This is a genomic window from Sphingomonas sp. Leaf25 (assembly GCF_001421635.1).
In the GTDB taxonomy this organism is placed as follows: Bacteria; Pseudomonadota; Alphaproteobacteria; order Sphingomonadales; family Sphingomonadaceae; genus Sphingomonas.
The window spans coordinates 465,852-492,214 of record NZ_LMKU01000012.1 but is presented as its reverse complement, the minus strand read 5'-3'; the positions used below and the strand labels follow the sequence as shown (position 1 = coordinate 492,214).

The 26,363-nt window shown below is 67.9% G+C and carries 24 protein-coding genes; 14 read left to right on the top strand and 10 right to left on the bottom strand.

Going from position 1 to position 26,363, the window contains the following annotated elements:
• The first annotated feature begins 63 nt into the window (after window positions 1-63).
• Together ASE78_RS06870 and ndk are read left to right on the top strand one after the other, a co-directional pair.
• Window positions 64-501, top strand: a complete 438-nt coding sequence (locus tag ASE78_RS06870; RefSeq protein WP_056494822.1) for a DNA polymerase III subunit chi — start codon at window positions 64-66, stop codon at window positions 499-501.
• Window positions 502-573: 72 nt separating this feature from the next.
• On the top strand, window positions 574-996 hold the full coding sequence (gene ndk / locus ASE78_RS06865; RefSeq protein ID WP_056494817.1) for a nucleoside-diphosphate kinase: 423 nt from the start codon (window positions 574-576) through the stop codon (window positions 994-996).
• A 108-nt stretch (window positions 997-1,104) separates the two neighbouring features.
• On the opposite strand, the gene ASE78_RS06860 is transcribed toward ndk, so the two are convergent.
• From ASE78_RS06860 to ASE78_RS06835, 6 genes are all read right to left on the bottom strand, one after another.
• On the bottom strand, window positions 1,105-1,860 hold the full coding sequence (locus tag ASE78_RS06860; protein WP_162236470.1) for an SIMPL domain-containing protein: 756 nt from the start codon (window positions 1,858-1,860) through the stop codon (window positions 1,105-1,107).
• A gap of 17 nt (window positions 1,861-1,877) precedes the next feature.
• The gene (locus tag ASE78_RS06855) at window positions 1,878-2,396 is read right to left on the bottom strand and encodes a tetratricopeptide repeat protein (RefSeq protein ID WP_056495323.1); all 519 of its coding nucleotides are present in this window, start codon (window positions 2,394-2,396) and stop codon (window positions 1,878-1,880) included.
• Window positions 2,397-2,427: 31 nt separating this feature from the next.
• A complete protein-coding gene (locus tag ASE78_RS06850) occupies window positions 2,428-3,609 on the bottom strand; it encodes an RsmB/NOP family class I SAM-dependent RNA methyltransferase (protein ID WP_056494813.1) in 1,182 nt (393 codons plus the stop codon).
• Between the two features lie 81 nt (window positions 3,610-3,690).
• Complete coding sequence (gene guaB, locus ASE78_RS06845; RefSeq protein WP_056494810.1) at window positions 3,691-5,148, bottom strand: IMP dehydrogenase; 1,458 nt, start codon at window positions 5,146-5,148, stop codon at window positions 3,691-3,693.
• Between the two features lie 14 nt (window positions 5,149-5,162).
• Window positions 5,163-6,638, bottom strand: a complete 1,476-nt coding sequence (locus tag ASE78_RS06840) for a M20/M25/M40 family metallo-hydrolase (RefSeq protein WP_055756291.1) — start codon at window positions 6,636-6,638, stop codon at window positions 5,163-5,165.
• A 48-nt stretch (window positions 6,639-6,686) separates the two neighbouring features.
• Complete coding sequence (locus ASE78_RS06835) at window positions 6,687-7,490, bottom strand: HpcH/HpaI aldolase/citrate lyase family protein (protein WP_056494805.1); 804 nt, start codon at window positions 7,488-7,490, stop codon at window positions 6,687-6,689.
• A gap of 51 nt (window positions 7,491-7,541) precedes the next feature.
• Between ASE78_RS06835 and ASE78_RS06830 the strand changes: the two genes are divergently transcribed.
• From ASE78_RS06830 to ASE78_RS06820, 3 genes are read left to right on the top strand one after another with little or no spacing between them, the layout of a single operon-like run.
• Window positions 7,542-8,525: an SPFH domain-containing protein gene (locus tag ASE78_RS06830; protein WP_056494802.1), complete on the top strand. Its 984-nt coding sequence runs from the start codon at window positions 7,542-7,544 to the stop codon at window positions 8,523-8,525.
• Between the two features lie 23 nt (window positions 8,526-8,548).
• Entirely contained in the window at window positions 8,549-8,956 is a 408-nt protein-coding gene (locus tag ASE78_RS06825) for an NfeD family protein (RefSeq protein ID WP_056495320.1), read from the top strand.
• A 57-nt stretch (window positions 8,957-9,013) separates the two neighbouring features.
• Window positions 9,014-10,837: a DUF885 domain-containing protein gene (locus tag ASE78_RS06820; RefSeq protein WP_056494801.1), complete on the top strand. Its 1,824-nt coding sequence runs from the start codon at window positions 9,014-9,016 to the stop codon at window positions 10,835-10,837.
• Window positions 10,838-10,866: 29 nt separating this feature from the next.
• Here the strand turns inward: ASE78_RS06820 and ASE78_RS06815 are convergent, their stop codons facing one another.
• Together ASE78_RS06815 and ASE78_RS06810 are read right to left on the bottom strand one after the other, a co-directional pair.
• The gene (locus ASE78_RS06815; protein WP_055756299.1) at window positions 10,867-12,060 is read right to left on the bottom strand and encodes a zinc-dependent alcohol dehydrogenase; all 1,194 of its coding nucleotides are present in this window, start codon (window positions 12,058-12,060) and stop codon (window positions 10,867-10,869) included.
• Between the two features lie 13 nt (window positions 12,061-12,073).
• On the bottom strand, window positions 12,074-12,646 hold the full coding sequence (locus ASE78_RS06810; protein ID WP_156349155.1) for an SRPBCC family protein: 573 nt from the start codon (window positions 12,644-12,646) through the stop codon (window positions 12,074-12,076).
• On the opposite strand from ASE78_RS06810, the gene ASE78_RS18620 reads away from it, so the two are divergent.
• From ASE78_RS18620 to ASE78_RS06795, 4 genes are all read left to right on the top strand, one after another.
• On the top strand, window positions 12,645-12,797 hold the full coding sequence (locus ASE78_RS18620; RefSeq protein ID WP_156351314.1) for a hypothetical protein: 153 nt from the start codon (window positions 12,645-12,647) through the stop codon (window positions 12,795-12,797). The genes ASE78_RS06810 and ASE78_RS18620 overlap by 2 nt on opposite strands.
• A 40-nt stretch (window positions 12,798-12,837) precedes the next feature.
• Entirely contained in the window at window positions 12,838-14,277 is a 1,440-nt protein-coding gene (cysS, locus tag ASE78_RS06805) for a cysteine--tRNA ligase (protein ID WP_056494798.1), read from the top strand.
• A gap of 104 nt (window positions 14,278-14,381) precedes the next feature.
• Window positions 14,382-14,825, top strand: a complete 444-nt coding sequence (locus tag ASE78_RS06800) for a TM2 domain-containing protein (protein WP_056494795.1) — start codon at window positions 14,382-14,384, stop codon at window positions 14,823-14,825.
• Window positions 14,826-14,921: 96 nt separating this feature from the next.
• Window positions 14,922-16,292: a class II 3-deoxy-7-phosphoheptulonate synthase gene (locus ASE78_RS06795; protein WP_414886798.1), complete on the top strand. Its 1,371-nt coding sequence runs from the start codon at window positions 14,922-14,924 to the stop codon at window positions 16,290-16,292.
• A gap of 241 nt (window positions 16,293-16,533) precedes the next feature.
• On the opposite strand, the gene paoC is transcribed toward ASE78_RS06795, so the two are convergent.
• Both paoC and mutL read right to left on the bottom strand, forming a co-directional pair.
• Entirely contained in the window at window positions 16,534-18,711 is a 2,178-nt protein-coding gene (gene paoC, locus ASE78_RS06790; RefSeq protein WP_056494790.1) for an aldehyde oxidoreductase molybdenum-binding subunit PaoC, read from the bottom strand.
• 12 nt (window positions 18,712-18,723) lie between these two features.
• On the bottom strand, window positions 18,724-20,487 hold the full coding sequence (gene mutL / locus ASE78_RS06785) for a DNA mismatch repair endonuclease MutL (protein WP_056494787.1): 1,764 nt from the start codon (window positions 20,485-20,487) through the stop codon (window positions 18,724-18,726).
• Window positions 20,488-20,627: 140 nt separating this feature from the next.
• Here mutL and ASE78_RS06780 point away from each other — a divergent pair, with 140 nt between their 5' ends.
• Genes ASE78_RS06780 through rodA form a run of 5 tightly spaced genes read left to right on the top strand, consistent with a single transcriptional unit; the run spans window position 20,628 to window position 26,249 of the window.
• Entirely contained in the window at window positions 20,628-21,671 is a 1,044-nt protein-coding gene (locus ASE78_RS06780) for a rod shape-determining protein (protein WP_055756311.1), read from the top strand.
• Window positions 21,672-21,689: 18 nt separating this feature from the next.
• Window positions 21,690-22,589, top strand: a complete 900-nt coding sequence (gene mreC / locus ASE78_RS06775; RefSeq protein WP_056494784.1) for a rod shape-determining protein MreC — start codon at window positions 21,690-21,692, stop codon at window positions 22,587-22,589.
• The gene (gene mreD / locus ASE78_RS06770) at window positions 22,586-23,086 is read left to right on the top strand and encodes a rod shape-determining protein MreD (protein ID WP_056494781.1); all 501 of its coding nucleotides are present in this window, start codon (window positions 22,586-22,588) and stop codon (window positions 23,084-23,086) included. The genes mreC and mreD overlap by 4 nt, the downstream gene beginning before the upstream one ends.
• A complete protein-coding gene (gene mrdA, locus ASE78_RS06765; protein ID WP_056494778.1) occupies window positions 23,083-25,116 on the top strand; it encodes a penicillin-binding protein 2 in 2,034 nt (677 codons plus the stop codon). The genes mreD and mrdA overlap by 4 nt, the downstream gene beginning before the upstream one ends.
• The gene (gene rodA / locus ASE78_RS06760; protein WP_056494775.1) at window positions 25,113-26,249 is read left to right on the top strand and encodes a rod shape-determining protein RodA; all 1,137 of its coding nucleotides are present in this window, start codon (window positions 25,113-25,115) and stop codon (window positions 26,247-26,249) included. Before mrdA ends, rodA begins: the two co-directional genes overlap by 4 nt.
• The last annotated feature ends 114 nt before the right edge of the window (window positions 26,250-26,363 follow it).

Below are 26,363 nucleotides of genomic sequence, written 5' to 3'. Positions count from 1 at the left end.
GAATGGATTCGAAACGGCAGCGGCAATGGGTTCCCGCCTGCGCGGGAACGACGAAAAGGCGTCATGAAAGTCGACTTCTACCACCTGACCCGCAGCCCGCTCGACCGGGTTTTGCCGCGCATCGCCGCGCGGCTGCACGACGCCGGCGAGCGGTTGCTGCTGCTGTCGGACGATGCCGACCAGCGCCGCGCGATCGACACGCTGCTGTGGACCTACGCGCCTGACAGCTTCCTGCCGCATGCCGAGGCGGGAACCGGCAACGACGGCGCGCAGGCGGTGCTGATCGCCGCCGACCCCACCCCCGCCAATGGGGCGCGCAACGTCGCGATCGTCGACGGGCGCTGGCGCGACGCGGCGCTGGGGTTCGACCGCGCGTTTCACTTCTTCGGCGAGGATCATATCGCGGCGGCCCGCACCGCATGGAAGGCGCTGGGCGAGCGCGACGGCATCGAGCGACGCTACTGGCGGCAGGGCGACGGCGGCTGGGAGCAGGCGGCGTGAGCCTTGCTTGTCGGGGGTTGCCCGACTAGGGAGCCGCGACCAAAACACCATAACGCAGGAGCCGCGACCACCATGGCCGCCACCCGTACTTTCTCGATCATCAAGCCCGATGCCACCCGCCGCAACCTGACCGGCGCGGTCACCAAGATGCTGGAGGAAGCCGGTCTGCGCGTCGTCGCCTCCAAGCGCATCCAGATGACCCGCGAGCAGGCCGAGGGCTTCTACGGCGTCCACCGCGAGCGTCCGTTCTTCAACGATCTGGTGTCGTTCATGATCTCCGGTCCGGTCGTCGTGCAGGTGCTGGAAGGCGAGAACGCCGTGCAGGCGAACCGCGACATCATGGGCGCGACGAACCCGGCGAACGCCGATGCCGGCACGATCCGCAAGGAACTGGCCGAATCGATCGAAGCCAATTCGGTCCACGGATCGGATTCGGAAGAGAATGCCAAGATCGAGATCGACTTCTTCTTCAAGTCCGAAGAAATCGTCGGCTGATCCTGTACGGCCGGTGCCCGGTTGCGGGTGCCGGCCGATTACCGCGTGACGTTTGCTTCATCCGAACCGAAGCGTCGCCCCAGCGAAGGCTGGGGCCTCAGGCGGCTCCTACCGCGCGATCGCGAAGCGGGCGTAGACCGTGGCGCGGGTTTCGATCGGTTTCGGCTTCACGTCGATCGGGATCGGAGGTGGGGGTGCCGGAGGCGCAGGCGGACCGGCGCTGCGGCTCACGCCCAGCGACTGCACGACCACATCGTTGATGCCGGTCTGATCGGTAAGTGCCAGCAAATCGCCCAGCCGGACTCCGGCCCCGGTCGCCAGCGTTTCGGCCCGGTTGCGGGCATCGACGATCGCCGCCGCCGTCGCCCGACGCTTCGCCGCCGCCACATCGGCCAGCTCAAAATTCTGCAGTCGCGCGTCACGTGCGCCGAGCCGTCCGGCAAGACCGATCGCCGTACCGATCCGGTCGATCGCACCGGTCCGCACCATGCCGCTGATTGTAGCAATATAGCCGACGACCGCGCAGTCGCCCTCGCTCAATCGCGGTCGACCATAAGGATTGGTGTCGCATTGCGGTCCGCGAACCTCGCCGATCGCCACGTCGCCCGTAGTCATTTCCGTATCGCGGCCGAGCAATCCGCCCAGGCCGTCGCGGATCGCGCGCTGGGTCGTGGCCAGCGCGCGACTGGCATCGTCAGCGGTTTTGCCCTCGCCGCGCACCGAATAGGCCATCCGCGCGCGATCGGGCCTCGTCTCGACAGTCGCGCTGCCCTGCACCTGAATGTTCGGTGCGCGCTCCGCCTCGGTCTGCGCCAGTGCGGGAACGGCGATCAACGCGGCCGTTCCCAGGATCAACGTCCGCATCATCCCGCTTCCCCCAGTTACTGCTGCGTCGCGCCCGCCGTGCCCGGCACCACCGGCGGCGTCTGCTGCGCGGTGGCCGTCACCGGCGGCCCCTTGGCGATCACCGCCGCCAGTTCACCCGCCGCCGGGCAGGTCGCGCCGCACACGGTCCGAAGCTTCGCCAGCGTCTCGCGTGCCTTCGTCACCGCGCCCTTTTGCACCAGCGCCTCGCCCTCGCCCTTCAGCGCGGCGACATCATTGGGTTCGAGCGTGAGCGCCTCGCGGTACAGGCGGATCGATTTGCCGGGCAGCCCCTGCGCGCGGGCGATGTCGGCCAGCGCCACGAACGCCTGCCGGTTGCGCGGATCGATCACCAGCGCGCTTTCGATCAGTCCGGTCGCACCACTCGTGTCGCCGGCGGCCTGCGCCGCGCGCCCCTGTTGCAGCAACGTCATCGAGCGCGGGTCGATCTGCGCATCGGGGCGCTGGCCGCTCAAGGACGTGGAGGCGCAGATAAGGGCAAGCGCCGCTGCCACCGAGACCGAGGTAATCCGCATCAACATCTCCGGTTGTCCCGTGCCCTGCGCGTCAGGCCCGGCCCAGTCGCGCGACGAAGAAACCGTCGGTGGAGTCATGGGCGGGGGTCAGGCGCATGCCCGGACCGTGGACGCGCCCGCGCGGCAATGCAAGCGGCAGCGCGCGCCAGTCGGGACGGCGCCCCAGGAACGCTGTGACCTGTCCCGCGCCTTCGTCGTCGAGCAGCGAGCAGACGACATAGGTGATCGTGCCCTCCGGCGCGGTGAGTTCCGCCGCCACATCGAGCAGCCGCGCCTGCGTGGCCACCACCCGCGCCAGCCGGTCGGGGGTCAGCCGCCAGCGCGCCTCGGGGTTGCGCCGCCATGTGCCGGTGCCCGAACAGGGCGCGTCGACCATCACCCAGTCGGCCTGTCCGGCGACATCGGCGAGCATCGCGATTTCCTTGCCCGGATCGATCAGCCGGGGTTCGGCGATCGTCACCCCGGCACGCGCGGCGCGGGGGGCAAGGCGTGACAGGCGCGGACGATCGGTATCGGTGGCGAGGATACGCCCCTGCCCGTTCATCTGCGCGGCGATCGCCAGCGTCTTGCCGCCGCCACCCGCGCACAGGTCGATCGCGAAGCCGCCCGGTTCGGCACAGGTGGCAAGCGACACGATCTGGCTGCCGATGTCCTGCACCTCGCCGCGACCGTCGTTCAGCACGCCGTTCTGATCGATCGCGGCATCCGCGGGCAAACGAATGGCGTCGGGCAGGTCGACAGCGGGCTCGCCACCGATCTCGGCCAGCACCGTGTCGCGATCGGCGGTCAGCCGGTTGACGCGGATGTCGAGCGGGGCGCGGTCCAGCAACGCGACGAGTTCGGTGTCGCCCAAACCAGCGGCAGCGAACGCCTCGACCAGCCAGCGCGGCGCCGGCCCCGCCTCCGCGCGGGCTTCGCCGGGCTCGATCGGTGCCGGGCCATAAGGTGCGCCGTCGAAGGTCGCCGCCAGCAGCGGATCGGCATCGGCCATCGCGAGGATCGCCGAACGCGCGCTCACCGGCGGTTCGCCGAAACGGCGCACCGCATCATAGGCGAGCGTGCGGATCGCCCGCCGGTCCTTCGAACCGGCATAGCGCCGCGCGGCGAAGAAACGCTTCGCCACCTGATCGCCCGCCGCGCCGCCAGCGCGCGCCGCATCGAGAATCGCATCGACCAGATCGATCGCCGCCTGGGTCCGGGCCGCCGGGGTCATGCGCAGTTATCCTGAAGAATCATGCGCGACGCTACCAACATAACCTACATCAATCCAGTCGGACGGCCGCGCTTCGCCTGCTTACCGCGTCGGATAATTGGGCGCCTCGCGGGTGATCGTCACGTCATGGACATGGCTCTCGCGCAGGCCCGCATTGGTGATGCGGACGAAACGCGCCCGGTCCTGAAGATCGGTAATGGTGTTCGATCCGGTATAGCCCATCGCCGCCTTCACGCCGCCGACCAACTGGTGGATGACGTCCTTGGCCGGACCCTTGAACGCCACCTGCCCCTCGATCCCCTCGGGCACCAGCTTCAACTGGTCCTTGATGTCCTGCTGGAAATAGCGGTCGGCCGATCCCTTGGCCATCGCCCCGACCGATCCCATGCCGCGATAGCTCTTGTAGGCGCGCCCCTGATACAGGAAGGTTTCGCCTGGTGCTTCCTCGGTGCCGGCCAGCAGCGATCCGATCATCACCGCCGACGCGCCGGCGGCCAGCGCCTTGGCGACGTCGCCCGACGTGCGGATGCCGCCGTCGGCGATCACCGGCACGCCGGTGCCGGCCGCTGCCTCCGCCGCGTCCATCACCGCGGTCAACTGCGGCACGCCGACGCCCGCCACGACCCGGGTGGTGCAGATCGACCCCGGCCCGATGCCGACCTTGATGCCGTCCGCCCCCGCATCGATCAGCGCGCGGGTCGCCTCGCCGGTCGCCACGTTGCCGGCGATCACCTGAACGTGCGGCGCGATCGCCTTCACCCGGCGCACCGCCTCGGCGACCTGCCGGTTGTGGCCGTGCGCGGTGTCGATGACGATCAGGTCGCATTCGGCGTCGATCAGCGCCTCGGTCCGCTCATAACCCTTGTCGCCGACGGTCGTGGCGGCGGCGACGCGCAGGCGGCCGGTGCCGTCCTTGGTCGCGTTGGGATAGGTGACGGCCTTTTCGATGTCCTTGACGGTGATGAGGCCGACGCAATGATAATTATCGTCGACGACCAGCAGCTTTTCGATGCGGCGCTGGTGGAGCTGGCGGCGCGCCTCTTCCTGCGAAACGCCGACACGGACCGTCGACAGATTCTCATGCGTCATCAGTTCGGCGACCGGCTGGTCCGGGTTCTCGGCGAAGCGCACGTCGCGGTTGGTGAGGATGCCGACCAGCTTGCCCGACCCTTCGACCACCGGGATGCCGCTGATCCGGTGCCGCTGCATCAGCGCGCGCGCGGCGGACAGCGGTGCATCGGCCGCGATGGTGATCGGGTTGACGACCATGCCGCTTTCGAACCGCTTGACCGCGCGCACCGCCGCCGTCTGTTCCTCGATCGTCAGGTTGCGGTGAAGCACACCGATGCCGCCCAGTTGCGCCATGACGATCGCCATGTCGGCCTCGGTCACGGTGTCCATCGCCGACGAGAGGAACGGGATGTTGAGCGCCAGATCGCGGGCGACGCGGGTGCGCGGGTCGGCCTGGCTGGGCAGAACGTCCGATTCCTGCGGAACCAGCAGCACGTCGTCGAAGGTGAGGCCGAGGGTGATGTCCATGGGGGGTCGCTTCTTTACTTCGTCGGTTGGGCGGGGGCGGCGGGGGTCGGGTAGCGCGTGGGATCGGCCAGCGCGCGGGCGAGTGCTACGTGCAAATTGGCATCCTCGGCCGCGCCGGTCAGGTCGATATGCGCCATGTCGTCGGTCGGCTTGTGATACGGCCCGTCGAGATAGGCGAACAGCCGCTTCATGTCGCTGACCGACCCGGTCGCCATGACGGCAGGGATGCCGCGCTGGCCAAACGCCCAGCCGTCCTGCCGCTGGACCATGATGTTGGCCTCGGTATCGGTATCGACCTTGCGGCCGATCGCGCGGGCAGTCTGGTCGACGATCGCGTCGATCGTGGGGTGGTTGCCGCGCCCGACCATCGCCACCGGCATGCCGACGGGCACGATCGCCGCAGTATCGATGTTGAGGTTGGCGACGACCTTGAGCGGCGTATCGACGATCGCGGCGGCATAGGCGTCCGCGCCGATCAGACCCTTTTCCTCCGCCGTGGTCGCGACGAAATAGACGCTGCGTGGGCTACGCGGCTGTTTCGCCAGCACCCGGGCCACTTCGATCAGGATCGCGGTGCCGCTGGCGTTGTCGGCGGCACCGTTGCAGATGCGGTCGGCAGCACCTTCGGGGGCGCAGATGCCGATATGGTCCCAGTGCGCCGACAGCAGCACCGCCTCGTTCGGGCGCTGCGTGCCGGGGAGCATGCCGACGATGTTGGCGGTGGTATAGCGGCGCGCGGTGCCGGTCGCGGCAATATCGATCGTCGTGTCGGAGCGGACCGGGCGGAAGGTCGGCGCGATCGCCGCCGTGCGCAGGTCTGCGGCGCTCCGGCCCAGCAAAAGCTGCGCCGCATCGGCCGACACTAGGCCGGTGAAGCCGGGCCGCTTGACCGGACCGGCGATCGTCAGTTCCGAGAAGGAATGCGCAACGTCTGCCCATGGTGCCTGCGCCGAGGCGATCAGCAGTACGCCGAGCGCGCCCGCCGCCTGCAATGCCGCATTGCGATCGGCGTTGGGCACCGGCGGCGCATCGGGCGCGGTGCCACCGATCACCACCGCGACCGCGCCGGTCAGGTCGGTGCCCGCCATCTGATCGGGCGCGCCGCGTCCGACGAACACCAACGGCGCGCGGGTGATGCTGGTCGTGGGAGCAAGGCCAAGTCCCGCGATCTGGTTCGCCCCGAGCGCCACCTGCTTGCCGCCGCGCGTCACCGTGCCGGCGATCGTCGCGGCGCGAACATCGGTCATTGCCACTTCCTGCCGCCAGCGGCCATCGGGCGCGCCGGGTTTGAGGCCGGCGGCGGCAAACGCCTGCGTCACATAGGCTTCGGCGCGCTCGCCTCCGGCGGTGCCGGGTTCGCGCCCTTCATACTCGTCGCTGGCGAGCACCGCGACATGATCGCGCAGCATCTGCGGGGTGATCGTTTGGGCGAAGGCGGACGTCGCGGCGAGCAGGCCGGCGGCGAGTCCGAGGATCGGGCGGAGCGACATGCGCCCCACTATCGATCCGAAACGTGACGGGCAAGCGTCAACGCGCAGTTATCGTCGCGAACGGGCGATCAGCGCGCGGGCGGTTTCGACATGGAGATCCTCGACCATCCGGTCGCGGAACCGCTCCGCCCCGCCGCGCGCCGCCGCGATCAGCGCATGCGCCTCGGCCAGTTCGGCGTCCGACGGGGCGAAGGCGGCGTTGGCGGGCGCGACCTGATCGGGATGGATCAGCGACTTGCCATCGAAGCCGAGCAGCCGCCCCTCGGCGCATTCGGCGGCGAGGCCGTGCGCGTCGGCGAGCGCGTTGAACACCCCGTCGATCGCCCAGCCGCCGCCTGCCCGCGCCGCCAGCACCACCGCCTGCAACGCATGCGCCAGCGACGATCGCGGCGCGTGCGGCGGCAGGCGCAGCGTCGCCGCCAGATCGTTGGTGCCGACCATCAGCCCGACGACGCCCGGCGCGGCAGCGATCGACGCGGCGGAGAGCACCCCCTTCGGCGTCTCGATCATCGGCAGCAAAGCCCGGACCCCAAGCGGCGCGAGGCCGGCGGCATCCTCCACCTTGGGCACGACGACCAGCGCCGGATCGATCGTCGCCACTACCGCAAGGTCGGCGACCGCATGGACGCCGTCGAGCGGGTTGATCCGCACGCCGACCGGCCGGTCGCCCAGCGTCGCCAATGCTTCGGCAAGGCCGGCGCGCGCGACATCCTTGTGGTCCTCGCGCACCGCATCCTCCAGATCGAGGATGATCCAGTCCGCCGCGAGGGTCGCCGCCTTCGCGATCATGCGCGGGCGCGACGCGGGAACGAACAGCAACGATCGCGGCGGCAGGGTTCGGGCTTGGTCCATCGCGCCGCTATGCTAGGGTATGGCGGTTGCAGGCAAGCAGGGAGAGACGCGATGATATTGGGCGTGATCGCAGGGCTGGTCCTGCTGGTACTGCTCTATCTGTTCGCCAGCGTGAAGATCGTCACGCAGGGCTATCAATATACCATCGAACATTTCGGCCGCTTCACCGCCGTCGCCCGGCCGGGGTTCAATTTCTACCCCGCCTTCTTCTACCGCGTCGGTCACAAGATCAACATGATGGAACAGGTCATCGACATTCCGGGGCAGGAGATCATCACCCGCGACAATGCGATGGTGTCGACCGACGGCGTCGTGTTCTTCCAGGTGCTCGACCCTGCCAAGGCGGCGTACGAGGTGTCCGACCTGTATGTCGCGCTCCAGCAGATCACGACCACCAACCTGCGCACGGTGATGGGGTCGATGGACCTCGACGAGACGCTGTCGAAGCGCGACGAGATCAACGCGCGGCTGCTGGGCGTCGTCGACCATGCGACCAATCCATGGGGGGTGAAGATCACCCGCGTCGAGATCAAGGACATCCGCCCGCCCGCCGACATCGTCAACGCGATGGGCCGCCAGATGAAGGCCGAGCGCGAGAAGCGCGCCAACATCCTCGAAGCCGAAGGCACCCGCGCGTCGGAGATCCTGCGCGCCGAAGGACAGAAACAGGCGCGCATCCTCGAAGCCGAGGGCCGGCGCGAATCGGCGTTCCGCGATTCCGAAGCGCGCGAACGCGCCGCCGAGGCCGAGGCGATGGCGACGCGCGTGGTCAGCGACGCGATCGAGGCGGGGGGCACGCAGGCGATCAACTATTTCATCGCGCAGAAATATGTCGAGGCGGTCGGCAAATTCGCTACCAGCCCCAATGCCAAGACGATCCTGTTCCCGGTCGAGGCGACGCAGTTGATCGGGACGCTGGGCGGCATCGGCCAACTGGCGAAGGAAGCGCTGGGCGAGATCAAGACCCCCGCACCGACCAAACCGATCGTGCCGCTGACCGCCGAACACGCGGCGGCGGACCCGTACCAGCGGTGATCGACAGCGGCTATCTCTGGCTGATGCTGGCGGTGGCGCTGGGCGTCGCCGAACTGGCGGTGCCGGGCGTGTTCCTCGTGTTCGTGGCGCTCGCCGCCGCGATCACCGGACTGCTCGCGCTGTTGTTCCCGCCGCTGACGCTGCCCGCCGAACTGGTCGTGTTCGGCGCGTGGAGCGTGGTGACGGTACTGGTCGGGCGACGCTGGTATGCCGACTATCCGGTCGACAGCGCCGATCCGTTGCTCAACGATCGGGCTGCGCGGCTGATCGGGCAGGAGGTGGTGGTGATCGAACCGATCGCCGGGGGCACCGGGCGGGTGCGCGTCGGCGACAGTGACTGGATCGCGCGCGGCCCCGATCTGCCAATCGGCACCCGCGTTCGCATCGTCGGTGTGTCGGGATCGGTGCTGAACGTCGCCGCCGCCGATTGACGTCGCCGAGCGGGCGGACAAGTATCGGCGCGAACGATCTTGCCCGAAGGAACGCCCATGGACCTCACCCGCCGCGACTGGATCGCGGGTGCCGCCGCCTCGACGCTCGTCACCGCCCTCCCCGCCCGCGCGCAGGCCCCTGCCAAAAGCGCGGCGGACGTCTCGGCCGAAGCGACGCTGTCGCGCATCGCCGAGGCGCTGCTCGCCGACAATCCCGAGGGCGCGACCGGGCTGGGCATCGATACCGGCGCGCGGGCGGCACTCAAGTCGCAGCTCGGCGACCGATCGGCGGCGGGGCAGCGCAAGGTCGCCGACCATCTGCGCCGGCATGTCGCGACGCTCAAGGCGATCGACACGACGAAACTGTCGCCCGCCACCCGCACCGATGTCGACGTGGTGCGCACCGCGTTCGAAACCGCGCTCGACGGGTTCGCGCTGCCGTACGGCGACGTGGCAGTCGGCGGCTGGCGCAACACGCCCTATGTCGTGATCCAGAACGTCGGCGCCTATCTCGACGTACCGCGCTTCCTCGACAGCGATCATACCATCGCGACCCGCGCCGATGCCGACGCCTATCTGGCGCGGCTCGACAGCTATGCTACGCAACTGGACGGCGAAACCGAACGGATGCGCGCCGCCTCGGCGATGGGGGTGATCGCGCCCGACTTCCTGCTCGACAAGACACTGCTGCAACTGGGCAAGGCGCGTAGCGGCGATCCGGCAGGCTGGGACATCGTCACTTCGCTTGCGCGGCGGACGAAGGACATTCCGGGCGACTGGACCGCCCGCGCCACCGCGATCGCCCGCGACAAGGTCGGCCCCGCGCTCGACCGACAGATCGCGGCGGTCCGCGCCGATCGGGCGAAGGCGACGTCGGACGCCGGGCTATGGGCACGGCCGCAGGGTGATCGCTGGTACGCATGGGCCCTGCGCGCCTCGACCACCACGACGATGACCCCGGACGAGGTCCATGTGCAGGGCCGCGACGAACTGGCGCGGTTGCAGGGGCAGATGGACCCGATCCTGCGCAAGCTCGGCTATACGCAAGGATCGGTCGGCGAGCGGATGACCGCGCTCGGCAAGGACCCGCGCTTCGTCTTTCCCGAAGGCGATCCCGGCCGCGCGCAGATCATGGCGCTGGTCCAGAACCGCCTCACCGACATTCGCGGCCGGATGCCGCGCGCGTTCAACACGCTGGCGCCGGGCAATGTCGAGGTGAAGCGCATCCCGCCGGTCGAGGAGGCCGGCGCACCCGGCGCCTATGGCGGGGCGGGATCGATCGACGGCAAGACGCCCGGGCGCATATGGATCAACCTGCGCACCACCGGCATCTGGACGCGCTATTCGCTGCCGACCTTGGTGTATCACGAAGCGATCCCCGGCCATGTGTGGCAGGGCGAATATACCTTCCGCCTGCCGCTGGTCCGCTCGCTGCTCCAGTTCAACGCCTTTTCCGAAGGCTGGGCGCTGTATGCCGAGCAACTGGGCGATGAATTGGGCGTATATGACGGCGATCCCGTCGGACGGCTCGGCTATCTCCAGTCGCTGGCGTTCCGCGCCTGCCGGATGGTGGTCGATACCGGGCTGCACGCCAAGCGCTGGACGCGGGCCCAAGCGATCGACTGGTTCGCCACCACCAACGGATCGAGCGTCGACGAGGTATCGGGCGAGGTCGATCGCTATTGCTCGTGGCCGGGGCAGGCGTGCGGCTACAAGGTCGGCCATTCCGAAATCGTCCGCCTGCGCGGGGTTGCCGAGCAAGCACTGGGGCCGCGCTATGACTTCAAGGCGTTCAACGACGCGGTCGTGCAGGGCGGCGGCGTACCGATGACGGTGCTGGCGCGCAACGTCGATGCGTTCGTGAAGGCGCGGCGGGGGTAGCGTCCCCCGCCGCCGGGCGGAACCGTCGATCAACCGGTCGCCGCTTTTGCCCAATCGGGCTTCAGCACGACCTTGGTGCAGACATTCTGTTCGTCGTGGAATTTCCGGTAACCCTCGGGCGCATCCTCCAGCGCCATCCGGTCGGAAATCAGGAAGGTCGTGTCGATCTTGTCCTCCATGATCGCCGCCAACAAGCCGGGCAGATAGCGCTGGACATGCGTCTGCCCGGTCTTGAGCGTCAGCCCCTTTTCCATCAGCGCGCCGAACGGGAATTTGTCGATCATCCCGCCATAGACGCCGGGCACCGAAACGCGGCCCCCCTTGCGACACGCGACGATCGCCTGCCGAAGCGCATGCGGCCGATCGGTGCCAAGGAAGGTCGACGCCTTGATCTGATCGACGATATTGTCCACGAACAACCCGTGACTCTCTAACCCGACGCTGTCGATCACCGCATCGGGTCCGATCCCGCCGGTCATCGTCATCAGCGCGTCGTAGATGTCGGTTTCCTCGAAATTGAGGACTTCTGCCCCCAGTCCCTTGGCCAGCGTCAGCCGGTGCGGGAAATGATCGATCGCGATCACGCGGTGCGCGCCCATCAGCAACGCCGACTGGATCGCGAACAGCCCGACCGGACCACAGCCCCATATCGCGACAATATCGCCGTCCTCGATGTCGGCATTCTCGGCCGCCATCCATCCGGTGGGGAGGATGTCGGACAGGAACAGCACCTTGTCGTCGTCGATCCCGTCGGGGATTACGATCGGCCCGACATCGCTGAACGGCACGCGGACATATTCCGCCTGCCCGCCGGGATAGCCGCCGGTCATGTGGCTGTAGCCGAACAGGCCGGGGGCGACCTGCCCCCACAGTTCCTGCGCAATATCCTGATTGTCGGCCGGGTTGCCGTTGTCGCAGCCCGAATATTGCTGCTTGGAACAATGGTAGCAGCTTCCGCAGGCGATAACGAAGGGCACGACGACGCGCTGCCCCTTCTTCAGCGTGGACCTGGAACCCGTCTCGACCACCTCGCCCATGAATTCATGGCCGAGAATGTCGCCCGCCTGCATCGTCGGGATATAGCCGTCGTACAGGTGCAGGTCCGACCCGCAGATCGCGGTCGAGGTGATCTTGATGATCGCGTCGCGCGGGTTGATGATCTCGGGATCGGGAACGTTGTCGACGCGGACGTCGTGCTTGCCGTGCCAGGTAAGTGCGCGCATGGCGGCCGCTCCTTTACGATTTGGGTTCGCGGTTGGGGGGAGTCGTCGTCGCGATCTCGCCCGTCTCCATCAGTTGCTTGAAACGGCGCAGGTCGCGACGCGCCTGGATCGCCGGTTCCTGCTGCGTCACCTTGGCGACGATCTTGCCGACGATGCCGCCGGGCGGATCATAGGCGATCGTCGCGGTGACGACGGTGCCGCGTCCGGGCGCGGCTTCAGTGAACGACACCTGCCCACTGTTGGCAACATCGGCGTTTTCGGCCTTCCAGCCGATTCGCTCGCCCTCGACATCCTCGGTGACGACCGCGTCCCATTCATACGGACCGTTCGGTCCCTTCACGACCCAGTGCGACCGCTCCCGGTCGATCACGTCGATCGCTTCGATGTTCAGCATGAAGGTCGCGAGGTTCGCGAAGTCGCGCCAATAGGCATAAAGCTCGCGTGCCGGACGATTGATCGTCACCGCGACGCCCGACACCGACGATTCGCCGTGTGGGGCGGCTGTCCTGCGCTCGGCCTTGTCCTTGGCGGTAAAGGCGGGCGCATCGTCGTGAACGATGTCGCCGGGATAATCGGGTTCGGCCATGGCCATGCTCTCCCGCTGGCCGGATACAGGGCATCCGGTGGTTGATGTGAATCAAGTTATTGATCGGAAATCATTTTTCGATCACGACGGGACCAACCGTCCGTATCGGCGGGCGTTCCGCCACGCGGCCGATTTACCCGCCGAACGGTAGCGATTTGCAGACGGGACGCGGCGCGCTACACGCCTCCGCCATGTACGGTGCCCTGCTTTCGCTCCACAATTCGCTGACGCGCACGCTTCAGCCGTTCCAGCCGCTCGATCCCGCCCGGGGGGTGCGCATGTATTCGTGTGGGCCGACGGTCTATAACTATGCCCACATCGGCAATCTGCGCGCCTATGTGTTCACCGATACGCTCAGCCGCGTGCTGCGTTGGAAGGGCTATGCCCTGACGCACGTCATCAACATCACCGACGTCGGCCATCTGACCTCCGACGCCGATGCCGGCGACGACAAGATGGAAGCGGCCGCCAAGGCACACGCGCAATCGATCTGGGAAATCGCCGCGCATTATACGCAGGCGTTCAAGACCAACCTGCGCGACCTCAACATCGACGATCCGACCCGCTGGTCGGTCGCGACCGACCACATCGCCGAGATGATCGCCTTCGCCGAAAAGATCGCGCCGGGCCATTGCTACGAACTCGACAGCGGCCTGTATTTCGACAGTTCGACCGTGCCCGACTATGGCGCGCTGGCCGGCGGGCAGGACGATGCCGCCGAAGGCCGGATCGATCCGGTGGCGGGCAAGCGCCATCCGCAGGACTTCGCCATCTGGCGCAAGACCCCGGCCGGTGAGAGCCGCCAGATGGAATGGGACTCGCCCTGGGGCAAGGGCGCGCCGGGCTGGCATCTCGAATGTTCGGTGATGAGCCTGAAATATCTGGGTGCCCCGTTCGACATCCACACCGGCGGCATCGACCACCGCGAGGTGCATCACCCCAACGAAATCGCGCAGAACCAGGCATGGTGCGGCTGCGGCGACAGCGGCGCGGCGTTCTGGCTGCACAACAACTTCCTCGTCGACCGGTCGGGCAAGATGTCCAAGTCGAAGGGCGGCTTCACCACGCTCCGGACGCTGATCGACGCCGGGGTGCATCCGCTCGCCTATCGGTTGATGTGCCTGTCGGCGCAGTATCGCTCCGAACTGGAATTTTCGCCCGACAATCTGCTGGCGGCGCTGACCCGGTTGAAGCGGCTGGTGATGACCGTCGCCGCGCTGAAGACCCGCGCCTCGGGCGAGGGAGATGTGTGCAAGGCCGCCGCCTATCGCGAACGGCTCGACATGGCGGTGTCCGACGATCTGGGCACGCCGCGCGCGCTGCCGGTGCTCGACGAGATGCTCGCCGACAAGAAGCTGTCGCCCGCCGACCGGATCGCGGCACTCGCCGATTTCGACGCGGTGCTGGGCTTGCGGCTCGGCACGCTCGATCGCGCCGAACTGCGCCTGCGCCCGGCCGGCGCGACGATCGATGCCGACACGGTCGAGGTTCGCCTCGCCGCAAGGCGTGAGGCCCGCGCCGCCAAGAATTTCGCGGCGAGCGATGCGATCCGCGACGAACTGACGACGGCGGGGATCGAAGTAATGGACGGCGATCCCTTGGCATGGGACTGGCGGCCGACGTTGCCGTAACTTGCTCCCCTGCCTGACAAGGGAGGGGCAGGCAAGCAATGCTAACCCCTTGCACGCCCCGCCCCTTCCCCGTCATATCCGCCCACGAATCATCGGGGGACGATATGCGGGGACAGGTACTGGGCGTCGATCGGGACGGACGCGAGGGGCGGATCGCCGGCGACGATGGCCAGCGCTACTGGTTCGAGCCCGACGACTGGAGCGACCGCATCGGCCCGGCGGTCGGCGCGCAGGTCGATTTCGAAATCTCGAACGGCCGTGCGCTGCGCATCTATCACGTCCCCGGCACGGTCGTACCGCGCCCGGCCGAAGCGCCGCGCCAGCCCCGGCGGGGACGCAAGGACAAGCTGGCCGCCGCGCTGCTCGCCTTTTTCCTCGGCATTTTCGGCATCCATCGCTTCTATCTGCGGCGCACCGCGTCGGCGGTGGCCATGCTGGTGCTGACCTGCACCTTGTTCGGCCTCGCCGTCACCAGCATCTGGGCACTGGTCGATTTCGTCCGCTATCTGGTGATGGATCAGGAAGAATTTACCGAACGCTACGGCTGATCGATCTGCGCGACCGGCGGGCAAAGCTTTCCTTCATTGCGCGTGGCGGCCGTTTCGCGCATGGGAATTACCCGTTTTCGTAGCATGGATTTCGTCATGGCCAATTGGGCACCCGATAGCTGGACCAACGCGCAAGCGCGCCAGATGCCCACCTATCCCGACCGCGCGGCGTTGGACGCCACCACCCAGGCACTGGCGTCCTATCCCCCGCTGGTGTTCGCCGGCGAAGCGCGCAACCTGACCGCCGAACTGGCGCAGGTGGCGCAGGGGAAGGCGTTTCTGCTGCAGGGCGGCGACTGCGCCGAAAGCTTCGCCGAATTCCATCCGAACAACATCCGCGACACCTTCCGCGTCATCCTCCAGATGGCGGTGGTATTGACCTTCGCCTCCAAGCTGCCGACCGTGAAGGTCGGGCGGATGGCGGGGCAGTTCGCCAAGCCGCGCTCGGCCGATACCGAGACGATCGACGGCGTCGAACTGCCAAGCTATCGCGGCGACAACATCAACGACATCGCCTTCACCCCCGAAGGCCGCATCCCCGATCCGCAGCGCATGATCCGCAGCTATTCGCAGGCGGCGGCGACGCTCAACCTGCTGCGCGCGTTCGCGACCGGCGGCTATGCCAATCTGCATCAGGTCCACCGCTGGACCCACGACTTCATGGGCCGCAGCCCTTGGGCCAAGAAATACGCCGCCGTCGCCGACCGCATCGGCGAGGCGCTCGACTTCATGGCCGCCTGCGGCATCGACGCCGACAGCGTGCCGCAGTTGAAGGCGACCAGCTTCTACACCAGCCATGAAGCGCTGCTGCTGCCCTACGAACAGGCGCTGACCCGGCAGGATTCGCTGACCGGCGACTGGTACGACACTTCCGCCCATTTCCTGTGGATCGGCGACCGCACCCGGTTCGAGGGGTCGGCGCATGTCGAGTTCCTGCGCGGCATCGGCAACCCGATCGGCATCAAATGCGGGCCGAGCCTCGAACCCGACGCGCTGCTGCGCATGCTCGACACGCTGAACCCCAAGCGCGTGCCGGGACGGATGACGCTCATCACCCGCTATGGCCACGACAAGATCGAAAGCGGCCTGCCGAAACTCATCCGCGCGGTGCAGCGCGAAGGCCATCCGGTGGTGTGGTCGTGCGACCCGATGCATGGCAACACGATCAAGGCGACGACCGGCTACAAGACGCGGCCGTTCGAGCGCATCCTGGCAGAAGTGCGCGGTTTCTTCGCGGTCCACCGGGCCGAGGGCAGCCACGCCGGCGGCATCCATGCGGAGATGACCGGGCAGAACGTCACCGAATGCACCGGCGGCGCGATCGCCGTGACCGAACAGGCGCTGGCCGACCGCTACCACACCCACTGCGACCCACGCCTCAACGCCGGGCAGAGCCTCGAACTGGCGTTCCTGCTGGCGGAGATGCTCAACACCGAAATGGCGGAACGCCGCCGGGTCGCGGCGTAACGCTTACCCTCGTCATCCCGGCGAAGGCCGGAATCCATGGACAGGCAAGGTCGCAGCTTCTGCGAGAACGCCCGTATTCATGGATTCCGGCATCCGCCGGAATGACGAACGTGGTCCAGTAGCGCCACCACCACCAAGCGTCATTCCCGCGAAAGCGAGAATCCATTGCCGGCAGCGGTCGCGACCCTCCCGTACCGTCAGCGCCTATGGACTCCCGCCTGCGCGGGAGTGACGAATGGGTTTACCGGTCCAACCCCGCCAACACCTTGTCCAGCGTGATCGGATACTCGCGCACCCGCACTCCGGTGGCATTGTACACCGCATTGGCCACCGCCGCGCCGACGCCGCAGATGCCCAGCTCCCCGACCCCCTTCGCCTTCATCGGCGACGAATACGGGTCCTCCTCATCCAGAAACACGACCTCTTGATACGGAATGTCGGCATGGGTCGGCACATGATACTCGGCCATGTCGTGGTTGATGAACCCGCCGAGCCGTGCGTCGACCACCAGTTCCTCGGTCAGCGCCGCGCCGACCCCCATCGTCATCGCCCCCAATATCTGGTTGCGTGCCGCCTTGGGGTTCAGGATGCGCCCGGCGGCGAACACGCCGGTCATCCGCCGCACGCGGATTTCGCACGTTTCGTCGTCGACGCCGACCTCGACGAAATGCGCGCCGAACGTCGCCTGCACGAACTTCTTGGTCAGGTCGCCGAACTCGATCCGGTCCTCGACCTCGATCCCGTCGGCCCCCGCCGCTTCGCCGAGCGGCACCGACCGGTTGCCCGACCACACCCGCCCCTCGGCGAAGCGCGCCGTGGCGGCATCGAAGCCGACCGCCTCGGCGATCCGGTCGCGTAAGCCAACGCACGCGGCATAGACCCCGGCGGTCGAGCTGTTCGCGCCGAACTGCCCGCCCGACCCGGCCGACACCGGAAAGCCCGACTCCCCCAGCCGTACCGTCACCTGATCCAGCTCGACGCCGAGCATCTCGGCGGCGGTCTGCGCGAGGATCGTGTAGCTGCCGGTGCCGATGTCGGTCATGTCGGTGGTGACGGTGACACGGCCGTCCGCGCCAATCCCGACCCGCGCCGCCGATTTGACCACGATGTTGCCGCGATACGCCGCCGCCATCCCCATGCCGATCCGCCAGCGCCCGTCGCGTACCCGCCCCGGCGTGGCCACCCGCCGTTCCCAGCCGAACCGCGCCGCGCCTTCGCGCAGACACCCGATCAGGTCGCGGTGCGAAAAGCGCCGCTCGGGCTTCTCAGGATCAACCTGCGTATCGTTCAGGATGCGCAGCTCGACCGGATCGACACCCAGCGTTTCGGCCAGCTCGTCCATCGCGCCTTCCAGCGCCATCATCCCCACCGCTTCGCCCGGCGCACGCATCGCATTGCTCTCGGGCAGATGCAGTTCGGCCAGCCGCTCGACCACCAGCCGGTTCGGCGCGGCGTACAACTGCCGGGTCTGCGCGCCCGCCCCTTCAGGGCTGCCGCCGGGCAGGTCGCCCGACCAGCTATCATGGCCGATCGCGGTCAGCCGGCCGTCACGGGTCGCGCCCAGCCGGATGCGCTGGATCGTCGCCGAGCGATGCGTGGTGTTGTTAAACACCTGCGGGCGCGCAAGAACCACCTTGACCGGCCTGCCCACCGCCTTCGCCGCCACTGCCGCCAGCACTGCATCGGCGCGCACCCATAATTTCCCGCCGAAGCCGCCGCCGACATGATGCGCGACGATCCGCACCTTGTCCCTGGGGATGCCGAGCACCTTCGCCATGTCGCGCGCGGCCCAGTCGACCATCTGGTTCGCGGTCCACAGCGTCAGCGTGTCGCCCTCCCACGCGGCGATCGACGCATGCGGCTCCATCATCGCATGGGCATGATCGGGGGTGGTGTAGGTCGCATCGACGCGCACCTCGGCCTCGGCAAAGGCGGTATCAAAATCGCCATGCCGTTTCGCCGAATGCGGCTTGGCGGCATCGTCGCGCGCCTGCGCCAGATCGAAGCTGCCCTCGTCCGCCGCATAGTCGACCCGCACCAGCTTCGCTGCCGCCCGCGCCGCATCGAATCCGTCGGCGACGACCAGCGCCACCGCCTGCCCGAACTGGTCGACCTGCGGCCCGGCCAGCATCGGCGCCTTGTGATCGTCGCCCAGCGCCAGCTCGCCCGCATTCTCATGGGTCACGACATGGCGCACCCCCGGTGCCGCCAGCGCGGCCGACGCATCGATCGCCACGATCCGCCCGCGCGCGATCGTCGCGCCGACGATCACGCCGTACATCTGCCCCGGCACATCGAACTCGGCGGCATAGGTCGCCCGGCCCGATACCTTGAGCGGCCCCTCGATCCGATCGGTCGGGCGGCCGAGCACACGCATCGTATCGGTCGCGTTCGGGCCTGCGATGTCGGTGAACTTCATGATCCTGACTTCCTATTTCCGGCCGAACAGCCGTTCAATGTCGCCATGCGCCAGCTTGATCCACGTCGGGCGGCCGTGGTTGCACTGGCCGGAATGCGGGGTCACTTCCATTTCGCGCAGCAGTGCGTTCATCTCCGCCACCGACAACACCCGCCCGGCACGAACCGATCCGTGGCAGGCCATCGTCGCCGCGACGTGATCGATCCGTTCCCTGAGCGACAGCGCGGCATCGTGCGCGCGGATCTCGTCGGCCAGATCGGTGACGAGGCCGATGACATCGCCCTGCCCCAGCACCGCCGGCGTGGCGCGCACCAGCATCGCGCGCGGCCCGAACCGCTCCAGCTCCAGCCCGAACTCGGCCAGCTCGGCGGCGCGGTCCTCCAGCGCGTCGCACGCCACCTCGTCGAGCTCGACCACTTCGGGGATCAGCAGCGCCTGGGTCTTGACCCCGCCGGTCGCCAGCCCCTTGCGCATCCGTTCCAGCACCAACCGTTCGTGCGCGGCATGCTGGTCGACCAGCACCAGCCCGTCCTCGGCTTCGGCGACGATATAGGTCCGCGCGACCTGTCCGCGCGCCGCGCCCAGCGGGAATTGGGTGGAGGCCGGCACCGGTTCGACCGCCGGCTCGGCGCGTGCCTGTGGTGGCGGCGCGAAGAACGTCGCGCGGCGTTCGTGAAACGCGAAGCCCGGCGATGGCGCGGCCTCGGCCAGCGGCGGCAGCGGCGCGGGCGCGACGATCTGCTCTCTGGTCCATGCCGTCATCGCCACGTCGGCCGGCCGCTGCGCTGCGCGGAACCCTGCCTCGTCGAGCGCGCGGCGCAGGCCCCCGACGATCAGCCCACGCGCGGCGGCGGGATCGCGAAACCGCACCTCGGTCTTGGCCGGATGGACGTTCACGTCGATCAGATCGGGATCGACGTCGAGGAACAGCGCCACCACCGCATGACGATCGCGCGCCAGCATCTCGGCATAGGCGCCGCGCACCGCGCCCGACAGCAACCGGTCGCGCACCGGCCGGCCGTTGACGAACAGATACTGGTGATCGGCCACCCCCCGGTGGAACGTCGGCAGCCCGGCGACCCCGCCCAGCCGCATCCCCTCGCGCGCCCAGTCCAGCCCGATCGAATTGGCGGCCAGCGCCCGGTCGATCAGGCCCGCGACCCGCTCGGGCCGCGACTCAGCCCCCTGCACGCTCAACACCCGCCGCCCGTCATGATCGAGCGAGAAGGCGATGTCACTGCGCGCCATGGCGAGGCGCTTCACCTGATCGACGCAGGCGCCAAATTCGGCGCGCGCCGATCGCAGGAACTTGCGCCGCGCCGGCACCCGCGCGAACAGCCCCTCGACGCGGATGCGCGTGCCCGGCGGCACGGCGGCGGGCCGGTCCTCGACCACCTCGCCATTGTCCACCGTGCGCAACCAACCTTCCGCGCCCGCCGGCCGGCTCTCGATCGCGAGTCGCGCCACGCTGGCGATCGAGGGCAGCGCCTCGCCCCGGAATCCCAGCGTCGTCACCGCCTCGATCCGGTCGTCGGGCAGCTTCGATGTGGCATGGCGTTCGAGCGAAAGTGCCATTTCGGGAGGGGTCATGCCGCACCCGTCGTCGCTCACCTCGATCAGATCGATGCCGCCACCGGCGATTTTCACGGCGATCCGGCTGGCCCCGGCGTCGATCGCGTTCTCGACCAGTTCTTTCAACGCGGAAGCAGGGCGTTCCACCACTTCGCCCGCCGCGATACGGTTGACGAGATGCTCGGGGAGACGGCGTATTGACATGGAGATCGCTCTAGCCCAAGCGGCCTCATCCCGCGACCTGGAACTGCCATCGTGCAACCGATCGGATAACCGATCGGACGGGTCGAGGTACAAGCTGCGAACCGCCGCGTCGGGACACGCGGGCAACGACGGAAGTATCGATGGCCTTCTTCTCGCGTTTCTTCAAGTTCATGTCGCACGATATGGCGATCGATCTCGGCACCGCCAATACGGTGGTGTATCTGCGCGGTCGCGGCGTCGTGCTGAACGAGCCGTCGGTCGTGGCGGTCGAGACGCTGAACGGTGTCAAGCGGGTCAAGGCGGTCGGTGACGACGCCAAGCTGATGATGGGCAAGACCCCCGGCTCGATCGAGGCGATCCGTCCACTTCGCGACGGCGTCATCGCCGACATCGACGTCGCCGAACAGATGATCAAGCACTTCATCCAGAAGGTGCATGGCCAGCGCCGCTTCATCCGCTGGCCGCAGATCGTGATCTGCGTCCCCTCGGGCTCGACCAGCGTCGAGCGCCGCGCGATCCGCGATGCCGCGTCGAACGCCGGCGCGTCGCAGGTGTGGCTGATCGAGGAACCGATGGCCGCCGCGATCGGTGCCGACATGCCCGTCACCGAACCGATCGGGTCGATGGTCGTCGACATCGGCGGCGGCACCACCGAAGTCGCCGTGCTGTCGCTGCGCGGCCTTGCCTATTCCACCTCGGTGCGCGTCGGCGGCGACAAGATGGACGAGGCGATCGTCAGCTATGTCCGCCGCAACCACAACCTGCTGATCGGCGAAGCCACCGCCGAGCGGATCAAGCAGGAAGTCGGCACCGCCAAGCCGCCCGCCGACGGGATCGGCACGCTCATCTACATCAAGGGCCGCGACCTCGTGAACGGGGTACCCAAGGAAATCCAGATCAATCAGGGCCAGATCGCCGAGGCGCTGTCCGAACCCGTCGCCGCCATCGTCGAGGGCGTGCGGATCGCGCTCGAGAATACCGCGCCCGAACTGGCCGCCGACATCGTCGATCAAGGCATCGTCCTCACCGGCGGCGGCGCGCTGCTCCAGGGTATCGACGAGGTGCTGCGCGACGAAACCGGCCTGCCGGTGACGGTCGCCGAGGACCCGCTGACCTGCGTCGCGCTCGGCACCGGCCGCGCGCTCGAGGATCCGATCTACAAGGGCGTGTTGCTCGCCGTCTAAGCGTAAGGACCGGGGGCAATGGCGCCGCCACGCAATCTGCGGCCGGGATTTTCACGTCGGGCGCAATATACCGTGTTCGCCGCCTATGTCATGGCGGCGACCGGCGCGCTGCTCGGCGCGATCCTGCTGACGATCTCGATCATCGATCCGCGCGCCTTCGCCTCGCTGCGCGGCGCGCTGCGCGAGGCGACGACGCCGATCTCCGCCGTACTCGACTGGGGGGGCGATGGCCTCGCCTCGATCCCGCGCGGCATCGGCGATCATTTCGGCACGGTCAGCGAGAACCGCGCGCTGAAAGCGCGGGAGGAAGCCACCCGCCGCTATCTGGTGCAGGCACGCCTGCTCAACCGCGAGAACCAGCGGCTGCGTGCCCTGCTCGCCCTGCGCGACCGTTCGCCGATGCCGGTCGCCACCGCCCGGCTGGTCAACAGCTCGGCCGGCAGCACGCGGCGTTATGCGACGCTGAACGCCGGATCGCGTCAGGGCGTGCTGCGCGGCCAGCCGGTGCGGGGCCCCAACGGGCTGATCGGCCGCATCGTCGAAACCAGCCCCAACACCGCCAGCGTCCTGCTGGTGATCGATCCCGAAAGCATCGTGCCGGTGCTACGCACCCGGGACGGGCTGTCGGCGATCGTCGCAGGGCAAGGCAACGGCATGATCGAAGTCCGCTCGGCCGGCATCGTCAACGTGCCGTTGCTGGCCGGCGACCTGTTCGTGACCTCGGGCACCGGCGGCATCTATCCGCCGGGCGTGCCGGTGGCGCGCGTGGTCAAGAGCGCGCGCGACGTGGCCCCGGCCCGCGCGCTCGCCAACCCCGACGGGCTCGACTTCGCGCTGGTCGAACGCACCTATCTTCCCGCGCCGGTGCCCCGTCCGACGCCCAGCGCCACGCCGACGCCGCGGCCCGCCGCCGAATGAAGCTGCTAGGGCCTGTCGACGACGGCACCGACCGCATCATCGCCAGGCGTGCCGTGCTGAGCATCCTCGCCGGATCGCTCGTCACGCTGATCCCGGTGGTGGCCAAGGTGCCGTTCCTGCCGCCGTTCGGGCTGATGCTGCTGCTCGGCTGGCGGCTGCTGCGCCCGCACACCCTGCCCATCTGGGCGGCGGCACCACTCGGCTTGTTCGACGATCTGGTGAGTGGTCAGCCGCTGGGCAGCGCGATGCTGTTGTGGCAATTGTGCATGCTGATGCTCGACTTCGTCGATACCCGCATGATGACGCGCGACTTCTGGCAGGACTGGCTCCTCGCCGGCGGGTCGATCGCGCTGTCGCTCGTGCTCGGCCGCGCCTTCGCCACCAGCTTCGGCGCGCATGTCGATACCGCATTGTTGTTTCAGATCATCGTTTCCGTGGCGTTGTTTCCACTGGCGACGCGGCTATGTACGGCGCTGGGTGGCCGTGAGGATGAATGAGCAGGATCGTCACCGAAGCCCAACAGGCATTCAGCTTTTCCAGGCGTGCGATGGTGCTGGGCGGCGCGCAGGCGGCGGTCGGCCTCGTCCTCGCCGGGCGGATGACATGGCTATCGGTCGCCGAGAACGAGCGCTATAACCTTCTCGCCGAAAGCAACCGCGTCAACCTGACGATGATTCCCCCGCGGCGCGGGTGGATCATCGACCGGCACGGTGCGCCGATCGCCAACAACCGCACCGACTTCCGTGTCGACCTGATCCCCGACCGGATGGAGGACCGCGACCGTGTGTTGGGCGAGTTGCGCCAGTTGCTGTCGCTCACCCCCGAAGACATGGCGCGCATCCAGACCGATCTGGAACGCGCCCGCCGCTCGCAACCGGTACAGGTGGCGGAGAACCTCGACTGGGAGCGTTTCGCCGCCGTCAGCGTCCGCCTGCCCGAACTGCCCGGCGTTCAGCCGACGCGCGGCTTCTCGCGCAACTATCCGGGCGGTGCCTCGGTCGCGCACCTGACCGGCTATGTCGGCGCGGCGACCCGCGAGCAGTACAAGGAATCGCGCGACCCGCTGATGAACACGCCCGGCTTCAAGCTCGGCAAGGACGGGCTGGAAAAGGCGCTCGAACCCCGGCTGCGCGGTATTGCCGGGGCCAAGCGGGTCGAAGTCACCGCGCGCGGTCAGGTGGTCCGCGAACTCGAAACCCGGCCCGACCGGCAGGGGCAGAACGCCCGGCTGACGATCGACCTCGGACTACAGGAATATGCCGCCCGTCGCCTCGGCCCCAATTCGGGTTCGGCGGTGGTGATGGATGCGATCACAGGCGACGTGCTGGCGATGGTGTCGATGCCGGCCTACGACCCCAACAGCTTTTCCGACGGCATCGGCCGGCTGGAGTGGAAAATGCTGTCGGATGATGACCATATTCCGTTGATGAACAAGACCTTGCAGGGTCTTTATCCTCCCGGTTCTACGGTCAAGCCGATGCACGCGCTGGCAATATTGCAGGCCGGGATCGACCCGCATCGCCGGGTCAATTGCTCGGGCGTGCTACAGGTCGGCACCGGCCGCTTCCACTGTCACAAGCGCGGCGGCCACGGCCCGCTCGACATGGTCGGCGCGGTCGCGCAGAGCTGCGACATCTATTTCTACACCATGGCTCGCGAGCTCGGCTATGATCGGTTCGCCCCCGTCGTCCGCTCGATGGGACTGGGGCAGGAATTCGAGCTTCCCTTCCAGTCGCAACGCTATGGCACCGTGCCAGATAGCGCGTGGAAGCTACGCAAATACAAACAGAAATGGACCGTGGCGGACTCGGTCAACGCCTCGATCGGTCAGGGCTATGTCCTTACCAATCCGCTGCAACTGGCGGTGATGGCGGCGCGCATCGCGCAGGGGCGCCACGTCGTTCCCCGGCTGTTGCTCGACACCCCGCACCGCCCGGCGCAATCGATGAACATCGATCCAGAGATGCTGGCGACAGTCCACAAGGCGACATGGGCGGTCATCAACGGCGGCGGGACCGGCGGCCGCTCGCGGTTTCAGGGGCTGCCCGGCATCGAACTGGCGGGCAAGACCGGCACCGCGCAGGTCCGCCGCATCACCATGGCCGAACGCCGCACCGGCGTGCTCGGCGACGGCGCGCTGCCGTTCCGCATGCGCGACCACTCGCTCTTCATCGGCTATGCCCCGGCCGACAAGCCGCGCTATGCCGTCTCGGTCGTCCTCGAACACTCAGGGCATATCTACACCGCCGCGCCGATCGCCAGCGACATCCTGTCATGGCTGTTCGACCGGGAAAAGGCGATGAAGCGCCTCGAACCGTTGGAGCGCGAATGGGGCGGCGATGTAAAGACCCGCATGGACAGCCAGTGGCGCGCGTTTCAGGCGGCACAGGCCGCCCCCGTCCTCACCGTTCCCGCCACCCCGGCGGATGTCGAGGGGGCCACCACCAACGTCGTCGACAGCGCGGTGAACCAGAGCCAGCCCGACACCGCCGTCGCCCAATCGAACGTGACCGAACGGACCGAATGAAACGCATCAACCAGACGACGTCGCACGGCCTCGGCTTCGTCCCCGCCCCGCTCGCGCAATTGCCGTGGCGGGTGCTGTTCCTGCTGCTGGCGATCAGCGGCTTCGGCATCGTCGTCCTGTTCTCCGCTGCCGGCGGCAGCCCGTCGCCATGGGCCGAACGACAGGGGATGGCGTTCTTCATCTTCCTCGCCGGCGCGATCGCGCTGTCGCGGGTCCGGGTGTCGTTCTGGCAGAACATGGCGCTCCCCGCCTATGCCGTCATCACCGTCAGCCTGATCCTCGTCGAACTGCTCGGCGCGGTGAAGGGCGGGTCGCAGCGCTGGCTCGATCTGGGCATCATCCGGGTGCAGCCGTCCGAATTCATGAAGCCGGTGATGGTGTTGGCACTGGCACGCTTCTACGACCTGTTGCCTGCCGGTGAAATCCGCCGTTTCGGGGCGGTCTGGCCCGCCGCGATCATGCTGGGGCTGCCCGCCGGGCTGGTGATGCTGCAACCCGATCTTGGCACCGCGCTGATGATTACCAGCGGCGGCCTGACCGTTATGTTCCTTGCCGGTCTGCCGATCCGGCTGTTCGTCGGCGGCGCACTGGCCGTCGCGATCGCGGCCCCCCTCGCCTTCCAGTTCCTGCTGCATGACTATCAGCGCAATCGCGTGCTGATCTTCCTCGATCCCGAAAGCGATCCGCTGGGCACCGGCTATCACATCAGCCAGTCGAAGATCGCGATCGGATCGGGCGGCATCTTCGGCAAGGGGTTCCTGAACGGCACCCAGAGCCATCTCGACTATCTCCCCGAAGGCCACACCGACTTCGTGTTCGCGACGATGGCGGAGGAATGGGGGCTGATGGGCGGCATCTTCCTGATCGCGGCGTTCATCCTGCTGGTGCGCTGGGGCGTGAACGTCGGCGTGCGCGCCGAGGGCCGCTTCGCCAAGCTGGTCGCCGGCGGCCTTGCCACCACCATCTTCTTCTACGTCGCGATCAACCTGATGATGGTCATGGGTTTGGCGCCCGTCGTCGGCATCCCGCTGCCGCTCGTCAGCTATGGCGGATCGGCGCAGATGACGGTGCTCGGCTGCATCGGCATCCTGATGGCGATCGACCGCCAGAACCGCGACCGGGTGCGCTTCTGACGCTTATTTCCGCACATCCCATAAATAGGGTTTGCATGGGGGCAAAGGTTCGCTAAAGGCCGCGCTCCAACAGCGGAACGGCCCCAAACCGGTCCGCCCCATCGCCCAGGCGAC